The following is a 17,334-nucleotide window of genomic DNA, read 5'->3' on the forward strand; positions in this document are numbered from 1 at the left end:
CGAATTCCTTCAAATCTGATGTCTCTCTCTTACTCATTGTGTCATGCCTCCTTTTTGTTATAACTGATAATATAATTCAGTTAGGCAGTTTCTGAAAATATACTTTCCAAAAAATGCTCTCTAATTAAACTTCATGACACAGTTTTTTGAACACTCTCTATTTGTACCATCGTCTGTTACTGTTACATCATGAAATGAACCTGATGACACAGTGCTATTAACATTTGTTAATGTTGTCTGCACAGCATTAACCATTTTCGCTATACCTGTATTACCTGTTCCAATACTTATCAAAATACCATTATGTATATAATTGTCAGTGCTGCTATTATAGGTTTTGTCACTTCTTGTTATTATTTGAAATGATGCATTTGAGTTATTTAATTTTACACTTGATGCTATAGTTATTTTACCATTTGTAGGATTAAACTGTGATACCGTATTAAGAAATCCCATTGCGTTTATCACTAAATAACCATTACTCTCAGTAACACTACTACCTGTCTCCCCTGTCGCTGTACTCCATTTAGTAGTATCTACACTACTACCACTAAAATCGTCATATAGTGTTGCAGCATAAACATTAGATAGAAAAATTTTCATAAGCAACATAAAACAAAACAAGCTTAAAATCCAAATCTTTTTCATAAAAACCTCCTAAAGATCATTAGCAACTATGCTGCCATTTTATTTTATTCAGAAACAAATTCATACTAAAAACTCCTATAGAGATAGTATCTAAAATGAGGGAGAAAAATTCTTTTACTATAAGGAATTATTGTAAGGAAAGTTATAAGCGGGTTATAAGAGAGAGAGAGAGAGAGAGAAGCAAAAACAACGCCATTTCGATTACGAATCCGATATTTCATAAACATAGCTGCTCCATCCCTGAAAAAATTAATTGAATATTTACGCCTACACTATACAAATTAAAAACTGAAATGTCAAGCAAAATGTTCTTTTAAAAGTGTAATAATAATTTTTTTGCTAATGCGATTGCCCTGCAACAACTAAAAGGGCGTAAACGATGTAAACAAAACCGGCCATACGGATAAAGTCGCAAAAACAATCAAAAAGATAACTGCAAGCAGAGCCCACCTTTTTTGTGCTTTTTCTATTACCTCGGTTGTACCTTGCAGAGTTTTGAAAAACTCCGCAATACCTGTGCCCATTGTAAAAGCCACACTGCCAAAAAGCCCTGCATAGAGCGGATAACCGACGTAATTGTACTGCCCTTGCAATAAATCAAATGGACAGTGATGAGTGGGAAGTTCATAGTAGTAAATTGAGATAAAGGATATGACAGATGCCACAGATATAAGCAAATATGGAACTGAAAGCGCAAAGAGTAAATACTTAAACACTGCGGCTTTTGTCTTAAGTGAGACGATTAATGAGGTGAGCATAATAAACGTAGCAATGTAAAACACATACATCATCGGCCTTACCGGTAAAGCGGCAAGGGCAGAGGCCACGCTTTTCTCATCGCCACTAAATAGCGAGCTGCAACAGGTGGTTACCATCTCAGGTTTCAAACCGCTAAAGTAGTCAAGTGTCAGAATAAAGTCAAGCAGTATCAATGGAGCAATAACATACAGGAGTTTATACTTAAACTTGACAAGAGGATAGTTTTCGCACCTTTGATCTATGTAGTTGATAAAAAGCCATGCCGATGAAATCAGAAAAGTCAGGATTTTGATGTATAAAACATACCATCCGACAGGGTTAGCGTTAAGAGAGCCGGTGGCACACATTGCGCCCAAAAACAGCTTGTGTATGTCATCAGCGGTAAACACAAAAAGAAAAAGCGACAGCACTTCAATTGCCAAAGCTGTGTTAATAATGGTTGCAACAAGATAGGTTTTTTTTTCAAGCGTCAGCTGTAGCTCCGAACTGCTGGTAATGTCCCAGTGCTTTGCTATGGATGCGCCTACAAAAGCCGCAAAAAGCGCCATGACAGACACAATGGCTGATGACAGCAGTAGGGCAAGCACTCCGGGGTGCAGTATCACCGTATTACAACCTCTTTAAGTAAACCGTCTCTCATTTCCACTGTTTTCATCACATACGGTGAATCATATATCAGGGGATCGTGAGAGGCGATTATAACAGTTTTCCCTTGCTGGTTAAGAGTGTGAATGATTTCAATAAAATCAGTGGATAGTTTAGTGTCAAGATGTGCTGTGGGTTCATCGGCAAGGATGATTTCGGGGTTGTTTATCAGAGCACGCGCAATGGCTACCCGTTGCTGCTCGCCGCCGGAGAGTTGTTTGGTTTTAAAATCCTTTTTGTGGATTATATTTAGCTGCTCTAACACTTTGTTAGCACGCTCTTTTATCTCTGAATAGGGAATTGTAAGAGGATAGAGTGGGAGCATTACGTTTTCCAGCACGGTGATACCCTTTATGAGATTAAATTGCTGGAATATAAAACCAAAAGTGCTTCTTCTTATCTCTGTAAGAAACCGCTCAGGGAGTTTTGCCACATCCCTTTGCCCCACTGTGATTTTTCCTGAGGTTGGACGGGACATGCAGCCGATTTGAGCTAAAAGCGTGGTTTTCCCTGAGCCGCTTGGGCCCTTAAACACTACAAACTCCCCCCTGAAAACCTCAAAAGAGATGTCCGTAAGTGCTCTCATCTCATCAGGCAGCCCTGAGTTATACACTTTAGAGACGCCTTCTACATTTACCAAAATATCCAGTTTCCTACATCCTCATGATTGTATCAGGATCAGTTATCGCAGCCTTCCAGGAAGGCACAACGGTGCTTACCACATAGGGGACAACAGTCAGAAAGAAAATTGAAAACACATGATAGATATTAATATACGGTATCGGTTGAAATGGGGGAAAGAGAACCGACCAACCCTTTAGTACAGGTCCAAAAAGCACTGCCCCAAATAAAAACACATGTATGTAAGCAAGAATCAGCCCCGTGAGAAACGACACAAGGGAGACAACCGTACCCTCCCAGAATTTTAACTTAAGCACGTCTGAGGTTTCCCACCCGATAGCTTTAAGAATACCTATCTCTTGTTTTTCCGAAGCACTTAAACCCGTGGCCTTATCCCATACAAAAATAGCAAACGCAAGCAGTGCCCCAAAAAACATCGTAACAATCATTCCCCCCCGCCAGTTAAACACACTGTCGTAGGTGCGAATTATGTCGCCTTTAAGTATCACACGGGTATCAGGAAACGCCATAGCTATTTTTCGGGCAACCGTTTGAATCTCCGTGTCGTTATAAACCTCCACGACTAAGTCTGTAGCACGGTCTTTAGGAATATCGAAAAAATCAATCAGATCATCCTTATCCATAATTATCAAATCATTGGTAAGCATTGCCGATGTGCTGTCAAAAATCCCGACAGTTTTAAATGATACGCTTCTGCTTTCGCCTAAAGTAAGAAACAAACTATCGTTATAATTTAGCCTCCTAAGCTTTGCCACACCAAAACCCACGGCACACTCTCCCTTACCCTGAGGGAGTTTGCCGTTTAGAAGTTTAAGGGTTGGCAACTCCTTCGTGAGACCAACAACCGTATAATTAGCACGGGTCAGTGAGTCGTAGTAGTAGCCCCAGTATCGGGGTTGCACTTTGCCAACGCCAGCAATTGCGGATATCGTATCAACATAGTTAAGCGGGATGAGATCATGCCGCCCAACCGATAGTCTCTGGACAATTATCTCCGGAGATTCATAAAAGGTATTCATCGCCTCTACTTTAAAAGCATTGGTAAGAAACAGTATTGAGCTTATTATGGCAATTAATATACTAAAGACTACTATTATGGCAAGGTTTTTATATTTTTTCCTTAGCAAAGAGGAAATTGCATATTCAAGTATTTTATTGTGTCCCCAGTCTGCCATAAAATTAGTTGTAGTTCCTCTTACATTTAAGCAACTGCAAGACTCTATGCTCCAAAATAGAGCAATCTTCGTTTTGCTTGCTAATGTCAGTATAACAACTGGCAACTCACTACGTCAACTCTGTTGTGCCGCCTTTTTTTTTGCAATTAACGCATGCTCTTTATCACTTTTTACACAGTTAGGTGAAATGTTAAAGGCTATAACATGTGTAATTGCTATTGATGGGGACTAATTAACCTTCTAATATATGAGCAATCTTTTATACAAAGTAGCTGCCAAAAAGGTAATACAATGTAATGGTGGAGAAAAAGGACTGGGTCCCGCAACAAGTGCGGGATGACAAAGGGCGGTTCTTATCCTGTCATTCTTGCGGAGGCAGGAATCCAGTATTTTATTTATATCTTTGAACGCAACTCGAGACCGTTGCAAAATTCCCAAAATGTGGGAAAAGTATTTCCCAATTAATACCGAGTAGCAGCCTAAAATATAATAATGATGAGATTACCACGTCGCTATCGCTCCTCGTAATGACGGATAGGTACGCCCACGCACAGCCCACGCCGTCATTGCGAACCCCCGCAGGGGGTGTGGCAATCTCATCCTTTTTCTATAACATTTTGTTATATTTTTGAACTCAACTTTGGTGTTATAATATTTTTGCAACGGTCTCAACTCGGTATTAGGTTGCTCATATATTAAATGTAAAAAAATATGATAACATTACATTCAGGTAATGATAATTTATTTAAGATATATATATTCTTTTCTGCTATCTTTTTTAATAGCATATTTTGTAACTGATATTTCATTTATAATCAGAGAATATCTTCCTATCATAGACGATTACCTGTATGGCAGGCGGTTTCCAACTAAAAGTAAGAGCACGACTCCGATACTCATTGTTGAAATAGATGACGAAACTGTTAAGCAATATGGTTATTTGCCGTATAAGCGTTCTTTATATGGCGAGGTTATTTCAAAGATTCTTGAAGGGAAACCCAAAGTCCTTGGTGTAGATATTTTTTTCTATAAGATTAGAGACCTTAAAGATGATATCAAACTTATTAAGATACTTGAAAATGCAAACACTAACGTCGTACTTGCCTATGAAAAAGATGAATTAGACAGGTTCCTATTAAACCAGGTTAACCATAAAACAGCTTATAGAAACAACGACAACGTTACCTTTGCAAACGTAAAAATAACATATTATTCTAATAATAACGAAGAGATTGCTACCAATGTCAATACCGATACTTATAAAGATAAAGACTATCTGTCATTTCCTGTTGAGGTAGTAAGCAAATATCTTGGAGGTAAAGCTTATAATCCGTATGGAGACCATGAATTTGATATTTTTTCATCTGGTATAAGACACTGTAAGCTTGGCAATATAGCTATCCCTTCGTTTTACAAAAACGCTTTTTGTTATTACACATTTATTAACTATACCGACAGGAAATTTCCTGCGATACCCTTTTGGAGAGTTAAGGACACAGAGCCAGCAGTTTTTAAAGATAAAATAGTGTTAATTGCGGCAACTGCACTCCCTTTAGGCGATATACATCCAACTCCAATCTCAAAAAAAACGCCTGGCACGTACATTCTCGCCTATACCATAGATATGCTGCTTAATGGAAATTTCATCACCCCGATAGAGGAAAAACATCAGAAAGCACTGACATTTTTAGCGGCTTTCGTAATTTCCTTAATATCGCTAACTTTAAAAAGACTACCGGCTTTTTTTGCAACAATTCTTTCCATCATAGCAATAAAGCTCGTAACGGATATGTTGTTTTATCATTACTTGTTATACATGTATTTTACGCCTTTTTTGTTTGCGCTTTTACTAGCCCATTTAATCGTTATAGTTTATACAAACACCTTGAAATCAGTGAGTTGAGCCTCTATTTGGGTGGCACTATGGAGCCTGCCGGAAAATGGTCTATCGAGGATGGGAAATCCTGAAAGGCGGTAAAAAAATCCGCTTGTGACGGATGCCTCGTATATCTGGCCTCCGTCCAAAAAGCGACATCAGTAAGGGAAAGCTCACGCACCAACTGTCGTTTAGCATCAAGCTGCCCTTGCATGTGAGTCAAAGAATAAACTGAATACGCTGAAAACATCAGTAAAAGCAGCGTTTCAAAAAACACCAAAAATATAAAGATTTTTGTCTTTACCATTGTTATATATTTTTATTGTTATTTCATATTACCATCGTGCATACCTTTGTGGCCGGACATTTCGGCTCCTGGTATATCAGAGACTGTTATTTCGCTAAACTTAAGCGCCTTGTCACCCTTATGGTCAAGCATGAACCCTTTTACTTTACTCTCTGGGACCGGCACGACCTCAGTTCCCATTGGCCCCTCTACGTTGCTTCCAATCACAAAAACCACAGAGTCTGCCTTTACTGTTTTAGCACTATAGTACTCAGTCACGTATATGTCTGATATGTCGGCCTGAGTTTTGTGTTTGTTGTATTTGGCAACGTCAAAGTAGAATTTGAACATATCCTTAGGGCCGTCAAAATACACATATGTTCCATCTTTAAACACTATTTGAGCCGCCCACTTTGGAAACGCCTTAACGAGCATACCACACACTGCACACTTATCGTTGGCGCCAGGTTTTTTTGGATCGTGTGCCCAAACAAGCGTAGTAATCCCCAATATCAAAATAAACACTGCAACATACAACATTATCTTTTTTAACATATACCCCTCCTAAGTTTGAAGTATCATAGCAGTCACTACATATGATAACACCTGAGATATGAAAAATGCTATTTTCTTTTGTGCAACAGTGCACAGTAGAAGGCAACCTGGTTAAACTGTTCTGTTTGGCAAATAAATATTAAAAGTTGTTCCTTTCTCAACCTCCGAGAGCACCTCAATTCGTCCGCCGTTTTCGGAAACAATTTTTTGCGTTACGGAAAGCCCTAAGCCTGTACCCTTTGAACCTTTGGTGCTGAAAAAAGGCTTGAAAATGTTCTCAATGGTTTCCTTATCCATACCACAGCCCTCGTCTTTTATGCCTATCAGGATTTCGTCTCCACACTGTTTTGTGATTACCTCTACGGTAGCGCCTTTTTTGTTTGCACTGGCTTCAAGTGCGTTTGACACAAGATTTAAAACTGAACGATATATGCCCTTTTGATCTATCCGGATTTCTTGTATCTTATTTTCAGGCTTAAATACTAACTTTAAACCCAGCTCTTGTGCTTTTATCTCCATCAGGTGAACTATGGACTCTGCAATATCGTTTACACTTGCTGTTGTGTACTCCGGTTGCCTGTCTTTTGAGTATGTGAGCATATCGTTTGCAAGATCAGTTAATCTGCCTATATTTTTTTCCAGCATAGAGTAACCTTTCAGACTTGCAGTGGTGTCAAGTTTTTTTATTTCTGAATTGAGAATATACAAGCCGCCCTTAAGGCCATTCAGCATGTTTTTCACACAGTGGGAAATCCCAGTGATTGCCTGCCCAATGCTTGCCATACGCTCGGCCTGCAATGATTCCTCTATCAGTTGAAAATTATGCATTGCTACTGCCACCTGACTGCTAATTGACGTTGACAGGAGTTTATCATAATCGTCAAACCCGTCCGAATTTTTCTTGTTAACCATTTGCAGTGCTCCCAGACAATTGTTTTCCGCCATAAGCGGCACACACAACGTGGAACGGGTGACAAAGCCGCTTGTATCATAAGCAAGGGCAAAAAAACTCTCCTCCTTTTTGACATCGTTTATAATTATCGGTCTCTTGTTTAATATACATTGCCCGGCTATTCCCTCACCCCACTTTATCCTGAAATTAATGAGCTTAGAGGCCTCACTGCCGCAGATGGAATGAAACACTAATTCTTTGGTTGCTTGCTCTACTAATATAATACTGCTTCCCTCCACTGCCATCATGGCATTTGTAACCTTTACTATCATAAGGAGAAGTTTATCGAGGTCACGGGTTGAGGAGTGAATAATATGAGATGTCTCTATAAGTCCCTGTAACTCCATGTCTTTAAGGTGAAGTTTCTGATCGGCTTTGCGTCTGCCATGATATTCTTTTTTTAAGTTGGTAACTTCTATAATGGCTTTGCCGCAATTACAGTATATTTCCGTACCGTGGCGATATGTTTGCAAGTCATATGTAAGGCCGCATTCAGGACAATCCATCATTATGGGTTCTGAGGCAATCTTACGTAAAAAAAAGGAGGGCTGTATGACAAAAGTTCTACCGCATAAACAACAAAAATCCTTCGCCACAGCTGACTTTTCAATTTCGAACTTTACACTACATTGCGGACATACTATTAACATTGAGTTAAGTCCCGGCCTCCAGTGGCAATATTAGTCTAAATAAACAAAAATTTCAGGGTTTTGTCAACAAAAATAATTTCTGATGATTATTGACATTTTTTTTATTATAATTTACACTTATCTATTCGTTAAATTTGGGGGGTTAATTATGAGCAAACACATTTTGGTTGTGGACGATGAGGAAGACACAAGGACGTATCTGTCCGCTGTTCTTATAGAAAAGGGCTATAGTGTTACTGTTGCTAAAGACGGCATAGAGGGATTACAAAAGGCTAAGGATGAAAAACCGTCTCTTATTGTAACCGATATAATGATGCCGGGAAAAACCGGTATTGGCTTACTGCAGGAATTGCGTGAGGATAATGATTTAAGAGACGTTCCGGTTATAATGTTAAGTGCAATCAAAGGATTTATCGAACACGCTCTCAATGAACTTGACAGTAAGGAAACCTTAAAGCAAATGGAGACACTATTGGATGATCCTGACAGCAAGTTAGAGAGATTCTTTTTACGGTTCACTTCATTCCGCAAAGTGTTACTGGTTGACAGATCAGCAATGGTGGAACAGTTCCGTAACGGGGAGTTGAAATTGATGGGCATCCCTGTGCTTCCGGACGTCTTTTTGGATAAACCGGTAGAGCCTGATGAAATTGTTCATGCAGTGTCCAAACTGATTGGACAAGCCTCCGCGTAACGGATATTAACTGACAGGGCTTTACATAGCTGTTTCTGCCGATGGGGTGCACTGTTGTGTTTAGTTGCTGTTAAATACAGTTTAGTTGTAAACTATCAGACATGTTAAAATATTTATCCCAAAAAACTGTTGAGATAGTTATTACTTTTTTAGGTATAACAGTAATCAGTTTTTTTATAATACATCTGGCTCCCGGTAAACCCACAGACGTGTTGGCTGAGCTAAACCCAAAAATTACGCCTGAGGCAAGGGCTCGCCTTGAGAAATTCTACGGGCTGGATAAACCCCTGTATTTGCAGTATGCGCTCTGGCTTAAACGCATTGTAAAACTTGACTTCGGTAACTCCTTCTCATCAGACCATCGTCCGGTGTGGGATAAAATCCGGCAGCGCCTTCCGGTTACACTTTCTATAAACATAATCTCACTCTCCATAATATTTATAATTGCGCTTCCTACCGGCATATACTCCGCTATTGCCAGATATTCACTATACGATAAGGTGATGACGTTAATAGTGTTTACCGGGTTTGCGATGCCCGGATTTTGGCTTGCCCTGTTGCTTATGATGTTTTTTGGAGTACATCTCGGTATTTTACCAATATCGGGGCTAAAGTCTATAAACTACGATTTTTTAACAACAACCGGCAAACTTGCCGATATGGGAAAGCATCTGATAATGCCTATATTTGTATCGGCTTTTGGAGGTATTGCCTCCATTTCCCGTTACATGAGAAGTTCAATGCTTGAAGTAATCCGTGAGGACTATATGGTAACGGCTAAGGCCAAGGGGTTAAGCGACAATCGTATTACTTACATTCATGGCGCCCGGAATGCACTTCTTCCTATAGTCACAATCCTTGGACTTTCTGTGCCCGGACTGATTGGCGGCAGTGTAATCTTTGAGCAGGTGTTTTCAATTCCCGGGATGGGACAGCTTTTTTACATGGCCGTAATGACCCGCGACTATCCCCTTGTTATGGGGGTGCTGACTATTGGTGCTGTGTTGACTCTGGTCGGCAATCTCCTTGCCGACACAGGTTATGCTTTGGTTGATCCACGAATCAGAAAGTAAACGAGAGCATGAAACTTAATCGTTAAATGTTATTGTAACCTGTGGCAATTATAGCTAAGATAAGAGAGACCATCCGGGCGCATTCCATGTTGGAGGCTTATGAGACAGTATTAGTGGGACTTTCCGGGGGGGCAGATTCAGTGTGTTTGCTCCATGTGCTGAAAACTCTGAATTTGAATTTAAACCTCCATGCCCTGTACGTTGATCACGGAATGAGACCGGAGGAAACCCCAGCTGAGATAGAATTCTGTAAAAACCTTTGCCGCTCTCTTAATATACCATTTGAGGCCAAAGCTATTACCGGCTCAGAGCCAATAAAACATAACAAACAAGAAACCCTGAGAAATCTCCGATACCAGATATTTGAAAACACTGCGAATCAGTTAAATGCCTCAAAGGTTGCCCTTGGGCATAACAAGGATGATCAGGCAGAGACGATTTTGATAAATCTGCTAAGAGGCTCCGGTATGACGGGGCTATCCGGTATTCCACCGGTAAGGGGAAAATTCATCAGGCCCATTATTGAGCTAAGAAGATATGAAATCGAACACTACCTCAAATTAAACGCTCTAACGTTTATCACCGATTCCTCAAATCTTAAATCAGACTACCTGAGAAACAAAGTGCGCCTGTCGTTAATTCCGTATCTTACAAAAGAGTTTAACAATGATATTATTCAAACACTCGTAAACACCGGTGAGATAATAAGATGCGAGGACTCCTTTATGAGCAAACTTGCAGCTCAAAAAACTACGGCTTTGACAGCTGCAAAAACGGACTCATCCGTTGAGCTTTTTTTGCTGCCGCTTGAGGGCATTGAGCCTGCCATACTAAGACGCACACTGAGGAGTGCTATTGATGCGGTTACATCGCTTAGAAAAATCGCCTATGTCCACATTTATGAAATCATAAAACTCATAAGATCCGGCAAAGCAGGAGATTGTATCGTACTACCCTCCGGTGTTAAAGCAATCAGGGGGTATTCCACAGTGCAGATAACCAAAGAGCCACCGGTTAAAATTGGCAGCTATGAGCTAAGCGTTCCCGGTTCTGTTTTAATAAACAAAACTGGTGTAATTATCAAAGCCTCGATAAGCGACAAATACATTCCCTGTGAGGGACAGTATCAAATTTGTCTGGATGCCAGCAAAATCTCTGCACATTTGACAGTACGTGGAAGGGTGCCGGGTGATTTTTTCTATCCGCAAGGGGTTGGCGGAAAGAAAAAACTTCAGGATTTCTTTGTTGACGAAAAAATCCACAGATACTCAAGAGATTCAATACCTCTTGTGCTCTCAGATGCCAATCTTATATGGGTGGCTGGCCTCAGGGCTGATAGCAGATACTCTGTAAGTAATAGTACAACACTGTTTCTTAAACTTGAGATGATACCTGATATAATCTTAACTTAATTAATATGGAAATTATATCCCATTTATGGTATTATATTCCCATAAATGGAGATAAGTGCTTTTGATAAATCAGAAGATGTCTTGCAGTTAATCCAAACTTGTTATGAGAAAAATGCCTCAGAGCTAAACTTATCATACAAGAAGTTAACAGAGCTGCCGCCTGAAATTGGAGAGCTTACTAATTTAAAGGAGCTTTATATTCATAACAATCGTCTGTTATCACTTCCCCCTGAGATTGAAAAACTCACCAATTTACAAATTCTTTGGGTTGGCAACAATCACCTTACAAACCTGCCGGCAGAACTAGGAAAACTAACAAACCTGACAGTCCTGCGCCTTAACAATAATAACCTTACAGAGCTACCATCGGAAATTGAAAACTTAACAAAAATACAAACTCTCTGGATTAACGAAAATCTTTTGACAAGTCTGCCGCCAGGGATTGAAAACTTAACAAAATTACAAACTCTCTGGCTTAACGGCACTCTTTTGGCAGAGCTGTCCCCTGATATTGGGAAACTCACAAATTTAAAATTGCTGTCTATTGATGGCAACCGTCTAAAAACACTTCCAGCAGATATGAAAAACCTTACGCACTTGCAAGAACTACTGCTGAACTACAATATGTTTGAAGAGTTTCCGCCGGAGATTCTTAACCTTGTAAACTTAACTGTCCTTTCCATAAGCGGCAATGCCATTAAAACGCTCCCTAAAGAAATCGGAAAACTCAAAAATCTGCAAACTTTCAACATTAGCTCTAACCAAATAACAGCGATTGTCCCTGATATAATAAATCTCACCAGTCTTACTAAGTTAGACATTGACAACAATCCTCTTGTAACACCTCCGGTAGAAATTGCTCTAAGGGGTGTGGACGCAGTAAATGAATACTTCAGATCTCTGAAAAAGATAGAAAATCATTATTCTAAAGCTACTAAAAGCTGCCGCCAAAAAGCTGAAATAAATCCGTCAGAGAAAATATACGAGGCAAAACTACTGATTGTCGGTCAGGGCGGTGTTGGTAAAACAAGCATTGTAAGACGACTAATTGACAACACTTTCTCGGATACCGAGGACCCTACAATGGGAATAGAAGTTAAGCAGATAACGTTAAAACATCAGGACTTGCCGGGATTAAAACTAAATGTCTGGGATTTTGGCGGCCAGGAGATATATCATGCAACGCATCAGTTTTTTCTGACAAAGCGCTCTGTTTATATGCTTGTGTGGGATGCCAGACAGGAGGATGAGTACGGCAGACTTGAGCACTGGTTAAACATTATAAGAGTATTTGGGGAGGACAGCCCTGTTATTTTGGTTATCAACAAGTGTGACGAATTTCCGGGCGATATTAATCTGAAGGATTTAAAGGAGAAATTTCCAGGCATTATAAAGGGTTTCTACCGTGTCAGTTGTAAAAAACCTGGAAAAGGCCATGACAGTTTTGATAAACTGAAAGCCGACATAGCTAAAATCGCAAGTGAGCTACCGCACATGGGCAGTGTATGGTTAGAGCCATGGATAAAAATCAGAGAGAAATTTGAAAATGGCGCTAAAACCCATATTCCTTACGAGGAATTTCATCGTATGTGCGTAGAACATAACATAGAAGAGAAAGAGGAAAAACTGCTTGATGACTACCTTCACGATTTGGGCGTGTTTTTACACTTTAAGGACGATATTATTTTACAAAATATGATAATAATAAAACCCACGTGGGTAACAAATGCTGTGTATAAGGTTGTATCGTCAAGAGCAGTTTTAGAAAGAGAGGGGATTTTATATGAGAGCGATTTACCGGATATTTGGAAAGACGGTTATCCTCAGGAAATTTACGGTACGCTTTTAAGTTTAATGAAAAACTTCGAACTTTCGTTTTCCATCGAGGGTACAAAAAACCATGTAATAGCAAGCGCTTTGGCAACAAATAGCATTGACGCAAATTGTGACCACAGAGACAGCAGCAAGGTGATATATGAATATAACTTTTTGCCTAAAACAGTCATTCCCAGGTTTATCGTAAGAGCGCATGATTTGATTAAAAGAACATATGGCAAATATTTATGCTGGCGTACCGGTGTAATATTAGAGCGGAGCACAGACGGAGTTGAAACGCAGGCTTATATAAAAGCATATCCAAACGATAAGAAACTTGAAATAGTTGTTTTTGGCAAAAATAAATATGAATTTTTTACCATCATAAGAAACCATCTTGAAAATATTCACAAAATAACTAAAAAGCTTGAAGTTGAGCTAAAAATCCCTTGCGTTTGCAGCAGTAATTGCAAACATCTGTTCAAATATTCGTTTCTTATTAAATTACAGGAGCAAGGGATAAACGATGTGTTTTGCGAAATAACGGCAAATCATGTATCTATCAAAAAACTGTTTGCTGGTATTAAAAGAGAAGGAGGACAGAGGATGAGTGACCGTGGGAAAGAAGACCATACATCTGCGCCATCAAATGAAAAATATGACGTGTTTATCGCCCACTCAAAAAATGATGTTGATTTTATTAAGAGCAACATTTTGCCGGATTTAATAAGCAGAGGAATTTGTTATTGGTTTGATGATGCAAAGATAGAGCCTGGGGAGCAAATCACTAAAAAGATAGAAACTGGCTTGAGCAACAGCAGATATATTTTAGTCTGTCTAAGCACGAACCTTGTCAAATCCAATTGGTGCAGAGCAGAATATGCGTTTATTTTGCACCAGTATTTTAAAGAAAAAACAAACAAGAGAGTTATCCCGTTAAAACTGGATAGTTGTGATGATAGCGTTGTTCCCCCTTTGCTTAGCGATATCAAGTGGACTGATTATTCAGACAGGAAATCATATGATGAACTGCTGATTTTTCTTAAAAACAACTAAATGAGGACTAAAAGTATATGTTATATTTTGAGGACCAACTAAACAAAGGGTTACGTATATTTGTAATTGAGCTGTGCGCTTTTATTTCCAAAACATTGCTTGAGCTCTACGGTGAGCATTGGCGCGATAAACTCAGCAGCCAGCTTAAGTCCTCAGCATTGTTTTCTGAGGTCAAAGAGGACAACACCGGTAATATCTTGCTTAGTTTTGAGCAAATATCTAATGTGATAGAGGAGTTATGGAATGATTGCTTTTTAACCGTTTTCAAAAATAAAAACGAAACCATGAAAAATCTCAGAGATATAAATAGTATTTTTATAATTGCGACTCAGACAAGGGATACGATAGCCGCTAATGACGTATGGAGAGCTCTTAATTCGATGGCAAGCTTAATAAAACATATCAATAAAGATACAGCAATTGAGATATATGCAATAATTAATAATGAGGTTTTACACAGGGACTCCGAGACGTCAACACCGAAAACTGTAGAGATACCGCCAACAGAGGAAGCATTTTTTAACCATAGTAACGACGCCCGTCTCTCTGAAACTCTCTCCATTGATGACATAAATAAGCTATATGAGGAACGTAGGAAAATTGATAAGAAGTTAGAAGACAAGTTAAAAAAAGATCTGGCTGTAATGTTTACAGATTTGAAGGGTTCCACCTCCCTTGCCGACCTTGAAGGAGATATCAGCGCCAGGATTTTACTCCAGAAAAATGAAGAGATAATAACTCCAATAATCAGAAAGAACAATGGAGTATTGGTAAAAACCATGGGAGACGGCTCACTTTCTTACTTTACAAATTCAAATGATGCTCTGGCCTCAGCAATACAAATTATAGGAGATGCGGCATTAGCTAATAAATATATAAAGCCCGGCCACAGACTAAACTTTCGCATAGGGATCCACAAGGGTAAGTGTATGGTGGAGAAAAATGATATTTTTGGCGATGTGGTAAATGTTGCATCGCGGTTTGAGAAATTAGCAGTCCCCGGTGAGATTGCTCTTTCAGAAAATGCCTATATCAGTTTGTGTCCGGAGTTACAATCGAGGTGCAAACTTGACACTATAACCAACATAGACGGTAAGAAGGCGCCTTTCAAATTATACCGGTGTGATACCGGAGTGCTTAATGAATCAGAAAAAAAATGCTATCAAGCTGATTATATTCCATATTCACTGTTAAAAGACAAATTGAATCCTCAGGAGGTATTTTCCATAACTGCCGGCGAGCTCATTATCGGACGCTCTAATAAGTGTGACATTGTTCTTAAGGAGGAGTATATTTCAAGGCAGCACGCAAAAATCATAAGAGACCATGATTCCGTCGTCATTGAAAACTTAAACAGCATGGCTGGAATTTGCATTAACGGTGAGAAAATTACGCATCCGCACAGATTAAAAAACGGCGATGAACTCAGGTTTGGCAATAAAATTATGATCTATGAAAATCCTATGGAGGAAGACGGTGGGTCAACCGTTCCAATATTGTAGCTTAAATGTTTAGATTTCTTAAAATATGTAATTTTACCCATCAGTGCTTATTAGCTTTTAACATGTAAAGATTTATCTTGTAAAGACTTGAATCAGTAAAAAACCATCCCTCATCTTTAGTGTTTGAAAAAAGATAATTATTAATGTTCCCATTACCTAAAAGTCTGCGTGTCCCGGACTCATTAGTAGTATTATCAGTAACAGATAAAGTCTGTTTTCCCTTATTATAACTTAGAACAACAGATTGTCCAGGAATCCTGGATGATACGTTATCTGCAGCTTGCATCATTTTTTGCTTTAAATACTCTTCAAGGTCAACATCACATCTTTTTTTAAGTAAATCACTGGAATCTTTAGTATTTGTTATCAGTTTAATTTCATTAAAGTTTATACCGCCTTTACTATCCCTTGCAATCATGATAAAACCAGCGGTAAGATCTTTCAGGAATAAGCATAAGGAGTCTTTTGAATACCGCAAATCGGTAACGTTCAAAATATTCCAAAAACGAGAATTAAATCCAAAATCAAAACTATTATTATCGTTTTTCATGGTCACTTTACTCTCTTGTTTCCTTTCAGGAATCTCAAAGCGGAAAATATCCGGGTTAAACGTAACCTGCCTGTTTTCGACTGCTTCTACAGCCATACTTTCATCTACAGCTATACTTTCATCTCTCTGTGTTTCGTTTAAATTGTGGAATTTATCGTTAGAAGCCTTTGCATAGCACTGTCCTTTAAAGTTTATTACCCTTTTGAAGGACTCATCGAACCTATACAATGAATTCGTACCAGGGAGACTAAGTATGTTGTAAGGGCCTTGGTTAGACTTAAATACGCTTCGCACACCTAAGTCGGTTGCCAGCTTCAGGGTTTGCGTGCCTGCACTATCGGAACAAAAAGCAGCATCCCTGACAACGTCAAAACTGAATTTGTTGTCCTTAATCAGGTTTTTCTTTGAAAAGGCATTGATTCCAGATGGCTGCAGGATTAACGGTGAACTTCTGTCCTCAATAACTTCTATACTCTCCCATTTCATGTCAGGCAGAGAGAGCGTTACGCCTGGATGAGTAAATTTTGAATTGTCACATGGGTGCCTTACCAGTTGGTTTTTTTCAACAATATAGCAAACATTATTAATCCTTGTATCTATAACACCATTTAATGAACTAACCCTGTCCCCTGTGCGTGCATATATTCCTTCTGGCAGAGGGTAATAATCTGTAAGTTTAAGTTTGGAGTCGTAAATGCCAAGCCCAGAGTACGTTAAAATGGCAAGCTTGTCGTTTTCTATGGGAGCAGCATCGTAACTACTATAAAAAGGGAGCCTTCCTTCGTGTAACCATTTAGCAAAACCGTATGATTTGTCATTTATCTGCAGGTAAGGTTTTATCGTTTCACCCTTCCTGACCCACTGTAACATCTTGTCCTTTGTGGATGCAATACCGAGTAGCCTTCATAGAGTTACTCTAAGATAAGGGAGGTTTGTCATAGAAGTGAGTCTATGCGGATCGTTATAGATGTCATTCAAAGCAGTGCAAAGTGTGTCTTCAAGTCTGTCAATGGATTGAAAAGCGGTATTATGAAGATACTTTTC

14 protein-coding genes are annotated in these 17,334 nt (G+C 39.2%); 6 read left to right on the top strand and 8 right to left on the bottom strand.

From position 1 onward, the window contains the following. Positions 1 to 120 precede the first annotated feature (120 nt). The 4 genes from HQK88_16465 to HQK88_16480 all read right to left on the bottom strand — a co-directional run bounded on the left by HQK88_16465 (position 121) and on the right by HQK88_16480 (position 3,869). Positions 121 to 648: a hypothetical protein gene (locus HQK88_16465; GenBank protein MBF0618393.1), complete on the bottom strand. Its 528-nt coding sequence runs from the start codon at positions 646 to 648 to the stop codon at positions 121 to 123. 362 nt (positions 649 to 1,010) lie between these two features. After that, on the bottom strand, positions 1,011 to 2,012 hold the full coding sequence (locus tag HQK88_16470; GenBank protein MBF0618394.1) for a hypothetical protein: 1,002 nt from the start codon (positions 2,010 to 2,012) through the stop codon (positions 1,011 to 1,013). Then, positions 2,009 to 2,692, bottom strand: a complete 684-nt coding sequence (locus HQK88_16475) for an ABC transporter ATP-binding protein (GenBank protein MBF0618395.1) — start codon at positions 2,690 to 2,692, stop codon at positions 2,009 to 2,011. The genes HQK88_16470 and HQK88_16475 overlap by 4 nt, the downstream gene beginning before the upstream one ends. A gap of 13 nt (positions 2,693 to 2,705) precedes the next feature. After that, positions 2,706 to 3,869 carry an FtsX-like permease family protein gene (locus HQK88_16480; protein ID MBF0618396.1) on the bottom strand — a complete coding sequence of 388 codons (1,164 nt, stop codon included), beginning with the start codon at positions 3,867 to 3,869 and terminating at the stop codon, positions 2,706 to 2,708. Between the two features lie 733 nt (positions 3,870 to 4,602). On the opposite strand from HQK88_16480, the gene HQK88_16485 reads away from it, so the two are divergent. Next, positions 4,603 to 5,772 carry a CHASE2 domain-containing protein gene (locus HQK88_16485; protein ID MBF0618397.1) on the top strand — a complete coding sequence of 390 codons (1,170 nt, stop codon included), beginning with the start codon at positions 4,603 to 4,605 and terminating at the stop codon, positions 5,770 to 5,772. A gap of 4 nt (positions 5,773 to 5,776) precedes the next feature. Here HQK88_16485 and HQK88_16490 read toward each other — a convergent pair whose 3' ends face one another. From HQK88_16490 to HQK88_16500, 3 genes are all read right to left on the bottom strand, one after another. Further along, positions 5,777 to 5,995, bottom strand: coding sequence for a hypothetical protein (locus HQK88_16490; GenBank protein ID MBF0618398.1), 219 nt, complete (start codon positions 5,993 to 5,995; stop codon positions 5,777 to 5,779). Between the two features lie 75 nt (positions 5,996 to 6,070). After that, positions 6,071 to 6,571, bottom strand: a complete 501-nt coding sequence (locus HQK88_16495; protein MBF0618399.1) for a nitrous oxide reductase accessory protein NosL — start codon at positions 6,569 to 6,571, stop codon at positions 6,071 to 6,073. Positions 6,572 to 6,697: 126 nt separating this feature from the next. Next, positions 6,698 to 8,047: a GAF domain-containing protein gene (locus HQK88_16500; GenBank protein ID MBF0618400.1), complete on the bottom strand. Its 1,350-nt coding sequence runs from the start codon at positions 8,045 to 8,047 to the stop codon at positions 6,698 to 6,700. Between the two features lie 289 nt (positions 8,048 to 8,336). On the opposite strand from HQK88_16500, the gene HQK88_16505 reads away from it, so the two are divergent. The 5 genes from HQK88_16505 (at position 8,337) to HQK88_16525 (ending at position 15,740) form a co-directional block, all read left to right on the top strand. After that, positions 8,337 to 8,882, top strand: a complete 546-nt coding sequence (locus HQK88_16505) for a response regulator (protein ID MBF0618401.1) — start codon at positions 8,337 to 8,339, stop codon at positions 8,880 to 8,882. 101 nt (positions 8,883 to 8,983) lie between these two features. Next, positions 8,984 to 9,955: an ABC transporter permease gene (locus tag HQK88_16510; GenBank protein MBF0618402.1), complete on the top strand. Its 972-nt coding sequence runs from the start codon at positions 8,984 to 8,986 to the stop codon at positions 9,953 to 9,955. A gap of 41 nt (positions 9,956 to 9,996) precedes the next feature. Next, on the top strand, positions 9,997 to 11,367 hold the full coding sequence (gene tilS, locus HQK88_16515; protein MBF0618403.1) for a tRNA lysidine(34) synthetase TilS: 1,371 nt from the start codon (positions 9,997 to 9,999) through the stop codon (positions 11,365 to 11,367). A 45-nt stretch (positions 11,368 to 11,412) separates the two neighbouring features. Then, positions 11,413 to 14,238: a leucine-rich repeat domain-containing protein gene (locus tag HQK88_16520; protein MBF0618404.1), complete on the top strand. Its 2,826-nt coding sequence runs from the start codon at positions 11,413 to 11,415 to the stop codon at positions 14,236 to 14,238. 17 nt (positions 14,239 to 14,255) lie between these two features. After that, the gene (locus HQK88_16525) at positions 14,256 to 15,740 is read left to right on the top strand and encodes an FHA domain-containing protein (GenBank protein ID MBF0618405.1); all 1,485 of its coding nucleotides are present in this window, start codon (positions 14,256 to 14,258) and stop codon (positions 15,738 to 15,740) included. Positions 15,741 to 15,780: 40 nt separating this feature from the next. On the opposite strand, the gene HQK88_16530 is transcribed toward HQK88_16525, so the two are convergent. Next, positions 15,781 to 17,160, bottom strand: coding sequence for a hypothetical protein (locus tag HQK88_16530; GenBank protein MBF0618406.1), 1,380 nt, complete (start codon positions 17,158 to 17,160; stop codon positions 15,781 to 15,783). Between the last annotated feature and the right edge of the window lie 174 nt (positions 17,161 to 17,334).

This window comes from Nitrospirota bacterium, assembly GCA_015233895.1.
GTDB lineage: Bacteria > Nitrospirota > Thermodesulfovibrionia > Thermodesulfovibrionales > Magnetobacteriaceae > Magnetomonas.